Source organism: Acidobacteriota bacterium, from assembly GCA_022562055.1.
GTDB lineage: Bacteria > Actinomycetota > Acidimicrobiia > Spongiisociales > UBA5794 > BMS3BBIN02.
The window spans coordinates 98,552-113,532 of record JADFQA010000001.1 but is presented as its reverse complement, the minus strand read 5'-3'; the positions used below and the strand labels follow the sequence as shown (position 1 = coordinate 113,532).

Below are 14,981 nucleotides of genomic sequence, written 5' to 3'. Positions count from 1 at the left end.
TCACAACGGGTGTACGGTACGGTGCATGCGCTCCCGGATTGGTCTTGTTGCCCTTGTCTTCGCCTCCGCCGCGGCGGCATGCAGCGTTACTCCCTACGAAGACACCCTCGATATCAAGCAGTCTCTGACCACTACGGTCTTTGCTTCTGACGGTACGATCCTTGCAACGTGGTTTGCTGGGGAGAATCGGCTTCTCGTCAGAGACGGTGAGCTCCCACAACTTGTCCGCGACGCAGTCGTCGCCATTGAGGACGAGAGGTTCTGGGAGCACGGCGGCGTAGATCTCAGGGCTGTCGCACGCGCTCTCCTCAAGAACGTGGAGGCCGGAGGGATCGTTCAGGGAGGATCAACGATCACACAGCAGTACGTCAAGAGCGTCATTCTCATACCAGAGCTCACCGTGGACAGGAAGGTCGAAGAGGCGATTCTCGCCCTTCGAATCGAGGAATCGCTCACCAAAGAAGAAATCCTCGTCCGCTATCTCAACACGGTGTACTTCGGTAGCGGGGCGTATGGGATCGCTACCGCCGCAGTGACATATTTTGATAAGGACATCTCCGAGCTGGATCTGGCCGAAGCCGCCCTACTGGCGGGCCTAATACAGCGGCCATCGGGCACGGACCCATGGGAACATGCCGAAGCGGCCACATCGCGGCGCAACGTCGTGATCGATAAAATGCTCGAACTCGGCTGGATCGACGCGCAAACCGCGGACGATGCACGTGGTCGCGATCTTGTCCTCACAGACCGTACGGTCTTGTCTCAGCAGGCGCTGTACCCGTACTTCACTGAAGAAGTCAAACGTCTACTCCTCGACGACCCAGCGCTCGGTGCCACGGCAACTGACAGGTACGACGCACTGTTTCGCGGTGGCCTCAACATCTACACGACGATCGACCCCGCAATCCAGCAGACAGCTGAGGCGGCGATTGCGGATGTCATGGACGGTGAGGCTCCATCCGCCGGGTTAGTTTCGATCGATCCACGCACCGGTCACGTGTTGGCGATCGTTGGCGGCCGAGACTTCTACTCAACGACCGACCCAAGTGCACAATTCAACCTCGCAACGCAGGGGCGCCGCCAGCCAGGTTCTGCGTTTAAGCCGTTCGTCCTCGCCGCAGCTCTCGAGTCTGGGTTAACGCTAGATACCATTGTCCGCGGCGGACAGAGTGTCTCCATCGAGACAAGCTCGGGTCCGTGGTTCGTCTCGAACTACAACGATTCCGTATTTCCCGACCTCACCGTATTGGAAGCAACCGTATTCTCTGTGAACGTCATTTACGCACGAATAATGGACGAGGTAGGACCCGGACTCGTCGCCGAGATTGCCATGGCTGCAGGCATCAATCAAAACCTCTTGCCGTACCATTCGCTTGCACTCGGGGCACAGGAAGTGACCGTCCTCGACATGGCTTCGGCATACGCGACCTTTGCGGCCGGCGGGAACCACGTGGAGCCGATCTTTGTCACCCGTATCGAGAACACCGCCGGGACCGTGATTTATTCGCCGACTCCGGTTGTGTCTCAGGCGCTTCCTCGGTCGGTCGCTGACACGGTGACACAAGCCCTTACCGAGGTCGTTCGCAGGGGTACAGGTCAACAGGCAAGGATCGGCCGTGTGACCGCAGGTAAGACCGGCACTTCGCAGAACAATGCGGACGCCTGGTTTGTTGGTTACACGCCCGAACTCGTTACCGCGATTTGGGTCGGGTTCCCGGAGGGTCAAGTCCCGTTGCAAGCGCCGCTCACCCCGTACACGATCACCGGCGGAACATGGCCCGCCCAAATCTGGTCGCGATTTGCGTCGGCTGCTCTTGCCGGGGTGCCCTACGGTGAGCTGCCTACACCAGAAGATGAGGGTCTCGTTACCGTCGAAGTTGATCTCTCAACCGGGTTTCTTGCGGGGCCACTGTGCCCACGAGCCAGCGTGCACCGTGTGCGACTCCCGCGTGACGCAGCACCTACCGTTATCTGCCCCATTCACAATCCGCAAGGCATCACCAGCGTCGGGGCAACCTTGCTTCCAGATGTCGTCGGTTTCGGTCTTGAACAGGCGACCCCGTTGTTGCTCGATCAAGGTTTTGATGTGCGCATAGAGTGGATACGCGTGGACAATTTGGCGACCGGTACGGTCTTCAGCATGAACCCGCCAGCGGGTTCAGATGCGCAGACCGGCACGGTTGTCAGACTGTCCGTCGCCGGAGAGACTCCCTCAAACTCCGTGCCGAGCGTTCTTGGGTTCCCTGTCGAAGAGGCAAGGGCCCGTCTCTTCGGCTTCGACGTACAGGTGTTCCTTTTACCCGAGGAGGACCCCGAAGCAGCCGGCCGCCGGTCGGCCCTCGTCTGGAAGCAATCACCGGCGGCCGGAACCGCGGAGACTGACATCGTGACGATCTGGGTTAACCCCTAGCGGAGTACAGAGAACCGCCAAGGCACGTCAACAGCCTTGGTGATCCCGATCCGAGGAGTCGCGACCACTGGACCGGGCGCTGGGCCAGGCACGATCTGGATCTGATCACCTAGGCTCGTCCCGTCGTGGTCGCCGGTGATGCCCAGCGCTTGGCACAGCTTCCCCGGACCATCGGTGAGGTTCTTGGTACGCTTCCTGCGCCGTTCCATGACTGCAATACCGGTGATCGGGTCACCGCCCCGCAGTAGCACCGCCGACGCCGAGCCTTCGCTACCGACCACGATGTTGGCACACCAGTGGATGCCGTAGGATCGGTACACATACATAGTGCCGGCCGTACCAAACATCGCCGCGTTGGCGTCGGTCCTTCCTCGCGCCGCATGGCTGGCCGGGTCACCAGGCCCGCCGTACGCTTCAACCTCGGTGAGGAGTACCGCAGTTACAACCCCGTCGATCATTGTGGACAAGGTCGCTCCGATGAGACGCTTCGCAACGTCGGTCACATCGCCTTCGACCAACGCGGCTAGTTCCGCATCCGACATCACCACGACGGTAAGGTTCCCGTGGTGTACAGCAGTACGGCCGCAAAAGCATGCATTCGGTTCTCGGCCTGATCAAACACTCTCGACCTCACATGTTCCATGACCTGGTCGGTGACCTCTTCGCCTCGATGCGCAGGCAGGCAGTGAAGAAACAACGCATTCGGGTCGGCGGTTTCAAATAGATCGAGATCTACTTGGAATCCAGCAAAGTCAGCGACCCGGTGGGCCGCCTCAGCCTCTTGGCCCATCGACGTCCACACGTCGGTGTACACGACGTCCGCATCTCTCACTGCGGCGGCGGGGTCGCTTGTGAGAGTTATCGATGCGCCGGTCTCGCCCGCTAGCTTTCTCGCTTCCGCCACAATCTCGGCGGCTGGTTCGTACCCGCGTGGCGTGGCAGCGATGATGTGCATACCCGTCATTGCCCCGGCAAGCAACAGTGAGTGCAAGACATTGTTGCCATCGCCGACGTACGCAAGCGTAGACCCCGCAAGGTCCATGCTCTCTTCGATTGTCGCGAGGTCTGCAACTGCCTGGCATGGATGGGTTAGGTCCGACAAGAGGTTGATCACGGGCATGTCAGTGTGAGCGACAAGCTCCTCGAGATCACGGTGACGGAACACTCGAAACGCAAGGGCGTCGACATACCGTTCGAGCACGCGTGCGATGTCTCGAGTTTCCTCGCGGTTGCCGAACCCGATCTCTTCGCCGCGCAGCATCACCGGGTGCGCACCGAGGTGGACGGCAGCGACTTCGCATGAAACTCGTGTACGAGTCGACGGCTTTTCGAAAAAGATGCCAACGGAGGTGCCCGAAAGAAGGCCCCTGACATCGTCTGGAGAAGTCTTGATCCGAGCGCAGGCGTTGAGGATCGTGCGGAGTCCGACAATCCCCACATCCGATACCTTGAGAAACTTCATGTCACACGCTCCCACGCAGATGTGCGTCGTGGCGTGTTTCGACAGCTTCGACGATTCGCTTGCGGATTGGCGTGATTTCGTCGTCCGCAAGAGTGTGATCGGGCGCCCGAAACGTGAGCCGCATCGCAATGCTGACTCGCCCAGCTTCTACTCCGTCTCCGCTATACACGTCGAACACCGAAACCGATTCGAGAATTGTCGACGCAGTCTCGCGAATCGTCGCCAGGATGTTTCCCGCACCCGTGTCGGCAGCAATTTCAAACGCGAGGTCGAACACCACGGGTGGAAAGGAACTAGGTGGAACCAATGTCCATGGTGCGGTCGAGGCGACAAACGGTGCAAGATCGAGTTCTGCCATGACCACTCGCCCACTGAGACCGGCCGCTTGTGCAACGCTTGGACGTAGTTCACCGACAAACCCGATATCGTTTCCATCGAGAAGAACACGCCCGCAGCGCCCCGGATGGAACCCATTTTCGATTGCAGGTACAACCTCGACGGCAAAATTCTGACTCGCGGAAATCGCTTCGATAACACCAACTGCGTCGCGGATATCGACTGGCCGTGGGGAACGACCAAGATCGTTGTCCCGGCCACCCGTCATGATGAGTCCCAGCCGATCCGGCTGTGATGGAAGCACATCATCGGAACGTAAGAACACTTTTGCGATTTCGAAATAGCCAACATCGACAAACCCACGGGCGTGGTTGGCGGCAACGGTTTTTATGAGACCTGGCAGCAATGTCGTGCGCATCACGCCTTCCTCTTCTCGCAACGGGTTCACGACTCCGATCCCGGCGCGACGTGGATCGTCCGCGTCCAAGTTGAGTACATCGAGATCGGCTGGACCGATGAACGAAAAGGTCACCGCCTCGCTCAATCCGCACGCTGTCAGAGTACGACGGAGCTTGCGTTCTGCGACGATCTCGTGCGGTAGTCCTCCTCCAGTGCCGTGTACGACGCGCCCAGGAATGGCAGCGAATCCGTGCAGGCGAGCGAGCTCTTCGACGACGTCTACGGGGGCCTTCAAATCGGGACGGCGCGTCGGGATGGAAAGCTTGAGCGGGTCGGTTCCGGACACTGCGAAGTCGAGCTTTCGTAGATATTCGCCGGTGGTGCCCGCATCGAGCCTGATGCCGAGGATGCGTTCCGTCTCCGAAAGCGGATAGTCGATCATCACCCGCTTTACGGGGACGGGATACGAATCGTACATCGGCCCCGCAGTGCCGCCAGCATGGGCAACAAGCAACTCAGCGACACGGTCCGCAGCCACCAAACAAAAGTTTGGGTCCATCCCGCGCTCGAATCGAGCGGACGCTTCCGAGCGCAATTGCATCCGTTTCGACGAATGCAGGATCATCGGCGGAAACCACATCGCCGCCTCAACCACGACATTCACGCTGTCGGCATTGACCTCCGTCGACGCGCCGCCCATAATGCCGCCAATCGATATGGCCTCGTCGGTGCCATTCACTACCACAATGTCCTCGCTGGTAAGGGTCCGTTCAAGACCGTCAAGCGTCGTGATTGATTCCCCGTCACGCGCCGCGCGGACCCCGACGGCGTCACCAAGACGGTCCCGATCGAACGCATGTGATGGGTGGCCTAGTTCCATCATGACGTAGTTCGATGCGTCAACCACGTTGTTGATCGGACGCATGCCGGCAAGCTCCAGCCGGCGGCGCATCCAATGCGGGGACGCCCCCACCGTGATATCGCGCACGGATCGGACGGTGAAACGGGGGCACCGATCATCGTCGATTGTGATCGTCAGGGCCGACTCGCCTTCAACTACGTCGAGTGTCGGCGTCCGCAGCGACAGCGGCAGATCGAAACGAGCTGCGAGTTCGCGCGCGAGCCCGACCACGGACATGCAGTCCGGGCGGTTTGGTGTGATCGAAACGTCGAAAAATACGTCGTCGAATCCAACTATCCCAGCAAAGTCAGAACCGACGGCGTCCAGAGAATCCGGATAGTCATCATTGAGCACCATGATGCCGTCGGTATCGTTCCCGAGACCAAGCTCGGCTTCTGAACAGATCATTCCGTTCGACGTGACACCGCGAATCTCGCGTCTGGCAATCGTGAAGTCATCCCCGAGCGTGGCACCTGGAAGAGCGACCGGCACAAGAGCGCCAGGTTGAAAGTTCCATGCGCCACAGATAATTTCAACGGTTTCGCCCCCGATATCGACCTGACACAACCGGACCTTGTCAGCGTTCGGGTGGGCTTGCACCGCGAGAACCTTGCCTACAACGATGCCGGTGAACTGTGGAATGATTGCATACGCCTCTTCGACTTCGTGGCCAAGACTCTCAAAGGCATCAACGATGTCAGCGATGTCCATCATCGGCACGTCGACAAACTCCCGCAACCAACTGAGCGTGAGTTTCATACGAACTGCCGTTGCACTCTGACGTCGTTCTCAAGGATGTGCCGAAGATCGCCAACGCCGTGGCGAACCATTGCAAGACGCTCAACGCCCATCCCAAATGCGAACCCGGTAACCGCCGCAGGGTCATAACCAACATTCTCAAACACCGCAGGATTCACCATGCCACAGCCGAGTAGCTCGATCCACTTCCCGTTCGAGTACGCATACATCTCGGCGGAAGGCTCGGTGAAGGGAAAATAGTGGGGGATAAACTTCACCTTCGTGTCCTTTCCGAGTAGCTCTCTGGCGAACATCTCCAGTGTTCCCTTGAGGTCACCGAAGGTGATGTTCGTATCAACAGCCAGACCCTCGACCTGGTGGAACACCGGTGAGTGCGTTGTGTCAAGCGGATCCGCCCGGAATACCTTTCCCGGGACAACTACATACACAGGTGGCTGATGGAGCTCCATATATCGGGCCTGCATCGGCGATGTGTGTGTCCGTAGCAAGACGCCCTCGGCGTCGTCGCCGTAGTCGAGGTAAAGCGTGTCCGATTCGAGTCGCGAGGGGTGGGTCTCCGGGATGTTGAGCGCCGTGAAATTGTAGAAGCTGGTTTCTGCTTCGGGCCCCCGTGCCACCGTGAACCCAAGCGATACAAAGATGTCGATAATTTCGTCGATAACCTGCTGGATAATGTGGTGGGTCCCGATGGAAGGCGCCCGCCCAGGCAGAGTGACGTCGACCGCCTCTGCCTCTAACGCGGCCGTTTCTTCAGCATCTCGCAACTCGTCACCACGGGCGTCAATGCCGTCTTGCAACGCATCGGCGATTTCCTTGATCAGGATGCCGACCTCGCGTCTCTGGTCCTGTTCAATCGTTCCAAGCAGGCGCCGCGCTGCTGCAATCGGTGATCGTTTGCCAGTCACGTCCGCTTCAATGCCAGCTAGCTCCTCTGTTGATGCCGCTGCCGCGATTACGGCTGGGGCGTCACTCGCTAGGGCTTTCAGTTCTGCTCGAATATCCATAGGTGGGTGTACGTTAGTCCTCGATGTGCGAGATGCAGCGTATCGGTACCGACACAGAAACGGACCCGTGTAACGCTCGACGGGTCCTGGTAAATGTTCGAGCGAAATCGTGCTCAGCAACACTCGCCGGAAAACTCGATGTCTGTAAACCGTCTGCGCGAGACCTCGACCATGCGGCGACCGTAGCTTTGCGTTGTGGTGCTTCCTACTTGCGCAGCCGTGCGCGCTCCCACATTGCAATCGACGCTGCCGCTGCGGCATTGAGACTTTCGACACTCCCAATCGTCGGAATGGTCACCAGGTCGTCACACTCTTTGATGAGATCTTCGGGAAGTCCGTGCGCCTCGCTTCCCACGACGAGAGCGACGGGCGATGCGCCAGTGAGCACCTCGGGGTCCGATCCGCCGCTAACGACCAGGCCTATGGTGCGAAAACCCACCCTTGCAATGTCGGAGAGAGACTCCACAACGCGTGGAGGTGCTGAGAACTGTGCCCCAGAGCCGGCCCTCAAAGCTTTTGGCGACCAAAGATCGACGGAACCAGTGACTGTGGCCACGTGAAACCCGAGCGCCGTTGCGGTCCGGACCATCGTTCCTGCGTTGCCGGGATCCGCAATATCGGAGAGGATCAACGTGTCCGAAACCGTCGACACTCTTGCCGGTTCAGGGCGGCGCACAATGGCGATCGGACCCCGTGGCGTAGCTGTCGTAGCGATGTGATCGAGCACCCGTTTGCTCGTCACTATCACCGATCCTCCTGCGGCTTCGGCCAAACGGAGTTGGTCGGCATCGTCTTCGACAGCGAAGATGGTCACGAACTCCATCCTTGCTGCAGCAGCCTCCTCGATAAGGGTCGGTCCTTCCACGAGGACCAGCCCCGTGAGACGCCGTTGTTTTGCCGAGTGCAGCCTGCGTGCGCGTTGCACGATCTCGTTCTTGGTTGAAGTCAGCGTCGGTTGCACACTCGCCTAGCCTTCAATGGCGTCGTAAGTAACGGTCTCAGCTGATCGCGGGTGTCAGGCGCTCACATGCGCACTGGCAACTTCGACCAACGCCTTGAATGCCGCGGGGTCGTTCACAGCCATTTCGGCAAGCATTTTGCGGTCGACTTCCACTTCAGCTGCCTTGAGCCCGGCTATCAAACGCGAATAACTCATGCCGTGGATGCGGGCGGCTGCATTGATCCGAGTAATCCACAAGCGCCTGAAATCGCCCTTGCGAGCACGCCTGTGCGCAAAGGAATCTTGCATAGCGTGCATCGTCTGTTCGCGAGCGGTTCGGTAACGACGACTCCGCGCCCCGGTGTATCCCGACGCCCGATCCATCACCTTGCGGCGTTTTTTGTGCGCGTTAACCGCGCGTTTAACTCGTGCCATGGATTCTCCTAGCGGCCTAGTAGGCGTGCTGCTCGTTTCGCGTCGCCACCGGAGAGCACTCCGTCGTGGCTCACGCGACGCCAACGCTTTGCGGATTTCTTATAGCGGTTGTGGCCGTGCCACGCGCCGCGGTGTCGGATCTTGCCACTCCCCGTGACCTTCATCCGTTTGGCGGCCCCCTTATGTGTTTTCTGCTTCGGCACTTTCGTTCTCCTCATCGGTGGCTGCCTGTTCGGTAACAGGAGCGTCGCCGGACTTACTCTCTGTGTCATCACCCTCGGTGGGATGATCCTCCACTTCCGCCGTCGGAGTGGCGTCATCGGAATTCGTCGCCAAGGATGTTTCTTCTGCGTGTTCATCATCGATTCCGTCGGCCGTATCCTGGTGACGGTTTGAGTGCCTCGCCGGTTTCTGCTGGCGGATGCCCGCTAGCACCATCGTGATCTGACGCCCCTCAAGACGTGGCGCGGTTTCAATGGTGCCAAACTCTTCGACAGACTCGGCAAGACGTTTCAGGATCTCGCGACCGATCTCTGGATGGGTGACCTCACGGCCGCGGAACCTCATCGTGATCTTCACCTTGTCGCCGTCGCGAAGAAATCGTTCAACCCTTTTGCGCTTTACTTCGAAGTCGCTCGTTGCGATCTTGGGGCGGAACTGGACTTCTTTAACAACGGTACGCGTCTGGCGCTTGCGAGCCTCTCGGGCCTTCACCGACGATTCGTACTTGAATTTCCCATAGTCCATGAGTCGTACGACAGGGGGTCTAGCGTCGGGCGCCACTTCAACAAGATCGAGACCGAGCTGCTCGGCTAACCACCGTGCTTCTTCGATCGGCTTTATGCCTATTTGGCCACCCTCTGGGTCGACCAGGCGGACCTCGGGGACCCTGATTCGTTCATTGACTCGTGGCTCTTTGGCGATTGCAAACTCCTCGGTTGGCGGTGGTCCACAACGGAACATACAAGAAGGCAGCACCATAGAGGTACTGCCCGGCTCGTCGACCTCAACTCACTCAGGTGGTTGGGTGGGAAGCAGGCGCCTCCGCTTTCGTCATGAAATTGCCCCCGCAGTATACGAACCGCTCCCTGGCTGTCAACGTGGCGTGGCTGCTTTACGTATCGTCGCCTGTGCTTGCAACGTGCCAATTACCGCCGCTGCGCACTCTCGCCCCTTGTTTTGCGGACCGGGGCGCGAACGTGTCAGCGCGTGCTCGACCGTTGCAGTGGTCAGCACACCGAACCCCACCGGCACTCCTGTGTCAAGACTGACTCTCAACAACCCTTCCGATACACGATGCGCCACATGCTCGTAGTGGTCGGTCTCCCCTTCAATGACTGCGCCGAGAGCAACGACACCGTCAAAACCCGCGTCGATCGCGGTTGCGGCGAGAAGCGGGAGCTCGAACGCCCCGGGCGCTTCAATACAGTGCACTTGCTCCGCGCCGGCTTCTTCGAGATACTCAACAGCCCCGGTGCGTAGGCCCCCGGTAATGGACCCATTGAACAACGCCGTTATAACAGCGATCCGCAAACCGCGGGCGTCCAGAGATGAGTGGGTCGCCGGCTCAAGACTCATGAGTCTGGCCCCCAAGCATGTGCCCCAGCTTGTCTTGTTTGGTCTTGAGGTATACCTCGTTGTGTGGCGTCACACCGACAACAATCGGGATACGCTTTGCGATCTTCACACCGAACGCCGATAGCTGAGCAACCTTGTCGGGGTTGTTCGTCAACAGATGAACCGATTCGATCTTGAGGTCGTGCAAGATTTGAGCCTCTGTGCCGTAGTGGCGTAGATCGGCAGCGTGACCGAGTTCCAGGTTCGCGTCAACTGTGTCGAGGCCACCATCTTGGAGTCTGTAAGCCGCCAGCTTGTCGAGCAGGCCGATACCGCGTCCCTCGTGGTTCCTGTTGTACACGATCACCCCAACACCGCGTTCTCCGATTCTCCTCATCGACTCGTCGAGCTGTGCGCCGCAGTCGCATCGTGTGCTTGCGAACACGTCACCTGTCAAACATGCGGAATGCAGTCGCACGAGAACATCCTCCTCACCACCGACGTCCCCCATGACGAGAGCGATGTGCTCGGTCTCGCCATGTTGCGAGCGATAGCCGTGGGCAACGAAGTCGCCGTACCGTGTCGGTATCTTGGCCGCCTCGACATGATCGACAAGGCTCTCGGTAGCCCACCTGTAGTCAATCAGTTCGGCGATGGTAAGTTTGGTAATTCCGTAACGTTCAGAAAACCTGTCGAGTTGGTCGCCGCGAGCCATCGTGCCGTCATCGTTGACTATTTCACTGACTACGCCGACCGGATCAAGTCCTGCGAGCCGGCAGAGATCGATTATGGCTTCGGTGTGGCCGGCCCTCGCAAGGACACCGCCCGTGGCGTACCGCAGGGGAAAAACATGACCGGGCCGCGTCAACTGATCGGGTCTGGTGGCTGGGTCCGCTATCGCCCGAATTGTTGCTGCACGATCGGCCGCAGAAATCCCCGTAGACAGGTCATCGTGCGCAGAGTCGACGGACACCGTAAACGCGGTCCGGTGACTTTCTGTGTTTTCGCGCACCATGAGAGGGAGACCGAGCGCGTCGAGACGTTGGCCAGTCGCTGGTACGCATATCACACCCGACGTGTGGCGCACCATGAATGCAATCGTTTGCGAAGTCGCCTTCTCGGCCGCCATCACAAGGTCACCTTCGTTTTCACGCGCCTCATCATCAGTAACCAGCACGAACTCGCCGTTTCGGATCGCTTCGACCGCTCGATCAACGTTCGTCGCGCTCATCAGCGGACCTCCATGAGTCGTTCGACATACTTGGCGAGTACATCGACTTCAACATTGACAGCAGTGCCGACCACGTAGGCCCCAAATACGGTGGAGTCGAGTGTGTGCGGGATGATCGCTACCTCAAACACCTGACGATCCGCGTCAGCGGGACTCACGCTCGTGACTGTAAGCGAAACACCGTCGACGGTGACGGACCCCTTTTCGACTAGATAGCGCCCGAGAGATCGGCTGATCGAAAATTGAAACCGCTTGGAGGCGCCCTCGTCTGTGATTGCGTCGACGAGCGCAACACCATCCACATGACCCTGCACTATGTGACCGTCGAACCGGCCCGCAGCGGGCATCGGACGCTCAAGGTTTATCGATTCACCGTCGAGGATCGAACCAAGCGATGACCGCACGAGAGTTTCCTCCATCGCCTCGACGGTGAACGAATCGTCAGCGACCACTATGGCGGTGAGACACACGCCGTTGACCGCCACCGAGTCGCCGACTCGGAGGCCGACCACCGTGGCTGGAGCGCGTATCGTAAACGCGCGCATGCCGTCGTCCTCTGCGACTGCTTGCACGATCCCGAGTTCCGTGACGATCCCTGTGAACACTACGCAACCTCTAAGTGGGGTCCGACAAACGAAACGTCGACGCGAATGTCGTTGTCGATGGTGATGACCGAGTCGATTCGGACGTTAACCGCCGACGCCAACGTCTCGAACGCACCCGAGAACAAGCCGCGGCCTTGGCCCCCGGCGATCTTGCCACCGAAGTAAAAGATGGCGGCGTCAAGCGATCCGGTGTCCAAGAACGCCCGTACGATCTGCCCACCACCCTCGATAAGGACGTTTCGCATCCCGCGTTCGGTGAGCGACTCGACTACAAGGTTCGGATCGACGAGCTCGCCGTCGAACCGGATAACGTCGCGAATCGAAGTAGGGACCTTGGTCACGTTGGACGCGAACACTACCGGGTCGTTTGCGTACAGCGCCGCACGATCGGGTAGGTCTTGCCGACCCGCGAGAACTACCGGCCTCGGCTGATGACCCGAGTAACCCGCAAGACGCACAGACAACAGCGGGTCGTCGGTGCGCAGTGTCCGAGCGCCAATGACGATGGCGTCGAAATCGGAACGCAGGCGATGGACATCGCGACGCGCGGACTCACCGGTGATCCACTGCGAAGAACCGTCGAGCGCAGCGATCTGCCCGTCGAGCGTAGAAGCAAGCTTCGCAACGAAGCGTGCCCGGCCGGTTCGAAGATAGTGAAAGTAGCCAGCGTCAGCGCCTATTACCTCGCTCTCGCCAACACCAACCATGACAGCTATGCCTGCATCCTCAAGCCTGGCTACGCCACGCCCTGACACCAGGGGGTTAAGGTCGAGCGCCCCGATAACTACGCGAGCTATCCCAGCATCGATGATCGTCTCGGTGCACGGCGGTGTCCGCCCATGGTGGTTGTGTGGCTCGAGGGTGACAACGAGGGTCGCCCCTCGCGCTTTAGCGCCAGCGCTCTCAAGCGCGACCGGTTCGGCGTGCGCAGCACCAGGCCGGAGGTGAAATCCGCGGCCGACGACTTCGCCATTAGGCGATACCACGAGGCACCCTACACGCGGATTCGGATGCGGCAACGCCCGCCGTGATAACTCCACAGCTTCCGACATCATCGCTTCCGTGTCCGGGAGTGCAGACAAATTGTCAGAACTCGCGCTACTAGACACGCGGCCTCCTTCTTCCATCCGGACTGTTACCGTCGGCCTCGGATTTTCATCGAGTCCACCGTTCTAAGGGGTCGCGGGCTGTCACCGCCGGTCGGGAATTGCACCCTGCCCTGAAGGGGGCGTAGTTATGTTGTTGACCCTGAGTGTACCGCGCGGCGGCTACTGCCGAGCCGCCATCAGATACGACGGTCCAGTTCGTAAGTCGAGCCGGTGCGTCGCTTGGCGTACTCTTTCATTTCGACCGCTATGGCCGAAGCTTCCCACTCGGACTCTATTGTGCGGTGGACATTGGTCACGACACCCATAGAGATCGACGAGATCGGGAACGCATGGCGTTCACCACGTCTGTCCTTCACTTCAATGTACCCCTGCAGCGAATCTGACGTGTCGTAGAACTCAAGAATCCCGCTGTCGTACTTGTCGACGACCGAGATGCAGAACTGCTCAGCGTCCGGGGGTGTCAAGATCGCAACGAAGTCGTCTCCACCGATGTGGCCTACAAAGATCATTTCGTCACCAATGTCTGCCGCGGCATCAAGCAGACACTGTGCCGCAAACTTGATGACGGTGTCACCACGCATGAATCCGTAGTGGTCGTTGAAGGCTTTGAAATGATCAAGATCTGCATAGACAAGCGCAAATCCGCCCGGATTAGACACCCGGTCTTCGAGTTCGCGGGAAATTCTAAAGTTCCCCGGGAGGCCGGTTAGCGGCGACAGGTCACGCATTTGCTGCGAGCGTCTCAAGACCGAGCGTATCCGCGCCAGTAGCTCGCTGAGTTCGAACGGTTTTGCAACGTAGTCGTCAGCACCGAGGTCGAGTGCTCTCACCCTGTCATCGGCGAGCACTTTTGCGGTGAGAATTATGACTGGGCAGTTCGCCGTCGCGGGGTTCGTGCGCAGGTGCTTCAATACTGTCAGACCGTCCATGCCTGGCATCATTACGTCGAGCAAAATGAGGTCGGGTGGCTGCTCTTTCGCCATTGCGAGACCCTCCTTGCCACTCTCTGCGGTGCGCGTCTCGAAGCCCTCTAGCTCGAGGTTCATCCGAACGAACTGGAGGATGTCCGGGTCGTCATCTACGACGAGAATCCGTTCTCGCATTGTCTTCCTGTCAAGTAGTTGCAGCCTTGATCGCCGCAACAGCGGCGAGGGGATCGTCAGCATGAAAAATCGCGCTGCCCGCGACAATCACATTTGCGCCCGCTTCCCACGCTCGTCGCGTGTTTGCGACCGACAATCCGCCGTCAACCTCTATATCGGTCGCCAACCCGTGGGAGTCAACCAACTTTCTCAATGTCTCGATTTTCGCAAGCGCTGATTCCATGAATGACTGTCCGCCGAAGCCTGGCTCGACCGACATCACGAGCAGCATGTCGAATTCGTCAACGAATGGCGCTATTGCGTCCGCGGGAGTAGCCGGGTTTATGGCGATGCCGATCGTGACACCCACCTCTTTCGCTCGGCTGACCACAGGCTCCGGGTCCTGGTGAACCTCAGCATGTACGGTGATGTGGGTGGCCCCCGCCACGGCGAGACTTTCGAAGTAGGCAAGGGGGTTTGTGGTCATGATATGACAGTCAAAAGGGAGGTCTGTAGTGGCCCTCAACGATGCAATGACAGGGATACCGATCGCCAGATTGGGGACGAAGTGACCGTCCATCACGTCGATGTGGAGCATGTCGACAGCCCCGGCTACCTCAGCGACCGCAGCCCCAAGATTTGCGAAATCCGCGGCCAGGATGGAGGGCGCGATCTTCAGAGTGTTGTTCACGATGTGAGCATAGACCGCTAGTGAGTAGGGTTCGGAACCGTAATCGTCACAGCGCCAGGA

General features: G+C 59.2%; 15 protein-coding genes and 1 riboswitch. Of the genes, 1 reads left to right on the top strand and 14 read right to left on the bottom strand.

Annotation, left to right across the window (positions count from 1 at the left end):
- Window positions 1-25: 25 nt before the first annotated feature.
- Complete coding sequence (locus IIC71_00560; protein MCH7667685.1) at window positions 26-2,410, top strand: PBP1A family penicillin-binding protein; 2,385 nt, start codon at window positions 26-28, stop codon at window positions 2,408-2,410.
- On the opposite strand, the gene IIC71_00555 is transcribed toward IIC71_00560, so the two are convergent.
- The 14 genes from IIC71_00555 to rpe form a co-directional block, all read right to left on the bottom strand.
- A complete protein-coding gene (locus IIC71_00555; protein MCH7667684.1) occupies window positions 2,407-2,952 on the bottom strand; it encodes a DNA-3-methyladenine glycosylase in 546 nt (181 codons plus the stop codon). The genes IIC71_00560 and IIC71_00555 overlap by 4 nt on opposite strands.
- Complete coding sequence (argF, locus tag IIC71_00550; protein ID MCH7667683.1) at window positions 2,952-3,872, bottom strand: ornithine carbamoyltransferase; 921 nt, start codon at window positions 3,870-3,872, stop codon at window positions 2,952-2,954. Before argF ends, IIC71_00555 begins: the two co-directional genes overlap by 1 nt.
- Window position 3,873: 1 nt before the next feature.
- Complete coding sequence (locus IIC71_00545) at window positions 3,874-6,267, bottom strand: phenylalanine--tRNA ligase subunit beta (GenBank protein MCH7667682.1); 2,394 nt, start codon at window positions 6,265-6,267, stop codon at window positions 3,874-3,876.
- Entirely contained in the window at window positions 6,264-7,271 is a 1,008-nt protein-coding gene (pheS, locus tag IIC71_00540) for a phenylalanine--tRNA ligase subunit alpha (protein ID MCH7667681.1), read from the bottom strand. The genes IIC71_00545 and pheS overlap by 4 nt, the downstream gene beginning before the upstream one ends.
- A 205-nt stretch (window positions 7,272-7,476) precedes the next feature.
- Window positions 7,477-8,232 carry an RNA methyltransferase gene (locus IIC71_00535; protein ID MCH7667680.1) on the bottom strand — a complete coding sequence of 252 codons (756 nt, stop codon included), beginning with the start codon at window positions 8,230-8,232 and terminating at the stop codon, window positions 7,477-7,479.
- Between the two features lie 54 nt (window positions 8,233-8,286).
- Window positions 8,287-8,646, bottom strand: a complete 360-nt coding sequence (gene rplT / locus IIC71_00530; GenBank protein ID MCH7667679.1) for a 50S ribosomal protein L20 — start codon at window positions 8,644-8,646, stop codon at window positions 8,287-8,289.
- A gap of 8 nt (window positions 8,647-8,654) precedes the next feature.
- Complete coding sequence (gene rpmI, locus IIC71_00525) at window positions 8,655-8,849, bottom strand: 50S ribosomal protein L35 (GenBank protein MCH7667678.1); 195 nt, start codon at window positions 8,847-8,849, stop codon at window positions 8,655-8,657.
- Window positions 8,827-9,609, bottom strand: coding sequence for a translation initiation factor IF-3 (locus IIC71_00520; GenBank protein MCH7667677.1), 783 nt, complete (start codon window positions 9,607-9,609; stop codon window positions 8,827-8,829). The genes rpmI and IIC71_00520 overlap by 23 nt, the downstream gene beginning before the upstream one ends.
- 132 nt (window positions 9,610-9,741) lie before the next feature.
- Window positions 9,742-10,194, bottom strand: a complete 453-nt coding sequence (gene ribH / locus IIC71_00515; GenBank protein ID MCH7667676.1) for a 6,7-dimethyl-8-ribityllumazine synthase — start codon at window positions 10,192-10,194, stop codon at window positions 9,742-9,744.
- Window positions 10,195-10,213: 19 nt separating this feature from the next.
- Window positions 10,214-11,434: a bifunctional 3,4-dihydroxy-2-butanone-4-phosphate synthase/GTP cyclohydrolase II gene (locus IIC71_00510; GenBank protein MCH7667675.1), complete on the bottom strand. Its 1,221-nt coding sequence runs from the start codon at window positions 11,432-11,434 to the stop codon at window positions 10,214-10,216.
- Window positions 11,434-12,039 carry a riboflavin synthase gene (locus IIC71_00505; GenBank protein MCH7667674.1) on the bottom strand — a complete coding sequence of 202 codons (606 nt, stop codon included), beginning with the start codon at window positions 12,037-12,039 and terminating at the stop codon, window positions 11,434-11,436. Before IIC71_00505 ends, IIC71_00510 begins: the two co-directional genes overlap by 1 nt.
- Entirely contained in the window at window positions 12,039-13,148 is a 1,110-nt protein-coding gene (gene ribD, locus IIC71_00500) for a bifunctional diaminohydroxyphosphoribosylaminopyrimidine deaminase/5-amino-6-(5-phosphoribosylamino)uracil reductase RibD (GenBank protein ID MCH7667673.1), read from the bottom strand. Before ribD ends, IIC71_00505 begins: the two co-directional genes overlap by 1 nt.
- A gap of 2 nt (window positions 13,149-13,150) precedes the next feature.
- Window positions 13,151-13,270, bottom strand: a riboswitch (FMN riboswitch).
- Between the two features lie 54 nt (window positions 13,271-13,324).
- Complete coding sequence (locus IIC71_00495) at window positions 13,325-14,251, bottom strand: response regulator (GenBank protein ID MCH7667672.1); 927 nt, start codon at window positions 14,249-14,251, stop codon at window positions 13,325-13,327.
- A gap of 10 nt (window positions 14,252-14,261) precedes the next feature.
- Complete coding sequence (gene rpe / locus IIC71_00490; protein MCH7667671.1) at window positions 14,262-14,909, bottom strand: ribulose-phosphate 3-epimerase; 648 nt, start codon at window positions 14,907-14,909, stop codon at window positions 14,262-14,264.
- Window positions 14,910-14,981: the final 72 nt, after the last annotated feature.

Excerpts from the sequence above, each read along its gene's own strand:
- IIC71_00560 (MCH7667685.1), top strand. The coding sequence starts at position 26 with ATGCGCTCCCGGATTGGTCTTGTTGCCCTTGTCTTCGCCTCCGCCGCG.
- IIC71_00555 (MCH7667684.1), bottom strand. The coding sequence starts at position 2,952 with ATGTCGGATGCGGAACTAGCCGCGTTGGTCGAAGGCGATGTGACCGAC.
- argF (MCH7667683.1), bottom strand. The coding sequence starts at position 3,872 with ATGAAGTTTCTCAAGGTATCGGATGTGGGGATTGTCGGACTCCGCACG.
- IIC71_00545 (MCH7667682.1), bottom strand. The coding sequence starts at position 6,267 with ATGAAACTCACGCTCAGTTGGTTGCGGGAGTTTGTCGACGTGCCGATG.
- pheS (MCH7667681.1), bottom strand. The coding sequence starts at position 7,271 with ATGGATATTCGAGCAGAACTGAAAGCCCTAGCGAGTGACGCCCCAGCC.
- rplT (MCH7667679.1), bottom strand. The coding sequence starts at position 8,646 with ATGGCACGAGTTAAACGCGCGGTTAACGCGCACAAAAAACGCCGCAAG.
- IIC71_00520 (MCH7667677.1), bottom strand. The coding sequence starts at position 9,609 with ATGTTCCGTTGTGGACCACCGCCAACCGAGGAGTTTGCAATCGCCAAA.
- IIC71_00510 (MCH7667675.1), bottom strand. The coding sequence starts at position 11,434 with ATGAGCGCGACGAACGTTGATCGAGCGGTCGAAGCGATCCGAAACGGC.
- IIC71_00495 (MCH7667672.1), bottom strand. The coding sequence starts at position 14,251 with ATGCGAGAACGGATTCTCGTCGTAGATGACGACCCGGACATCCTCCAG.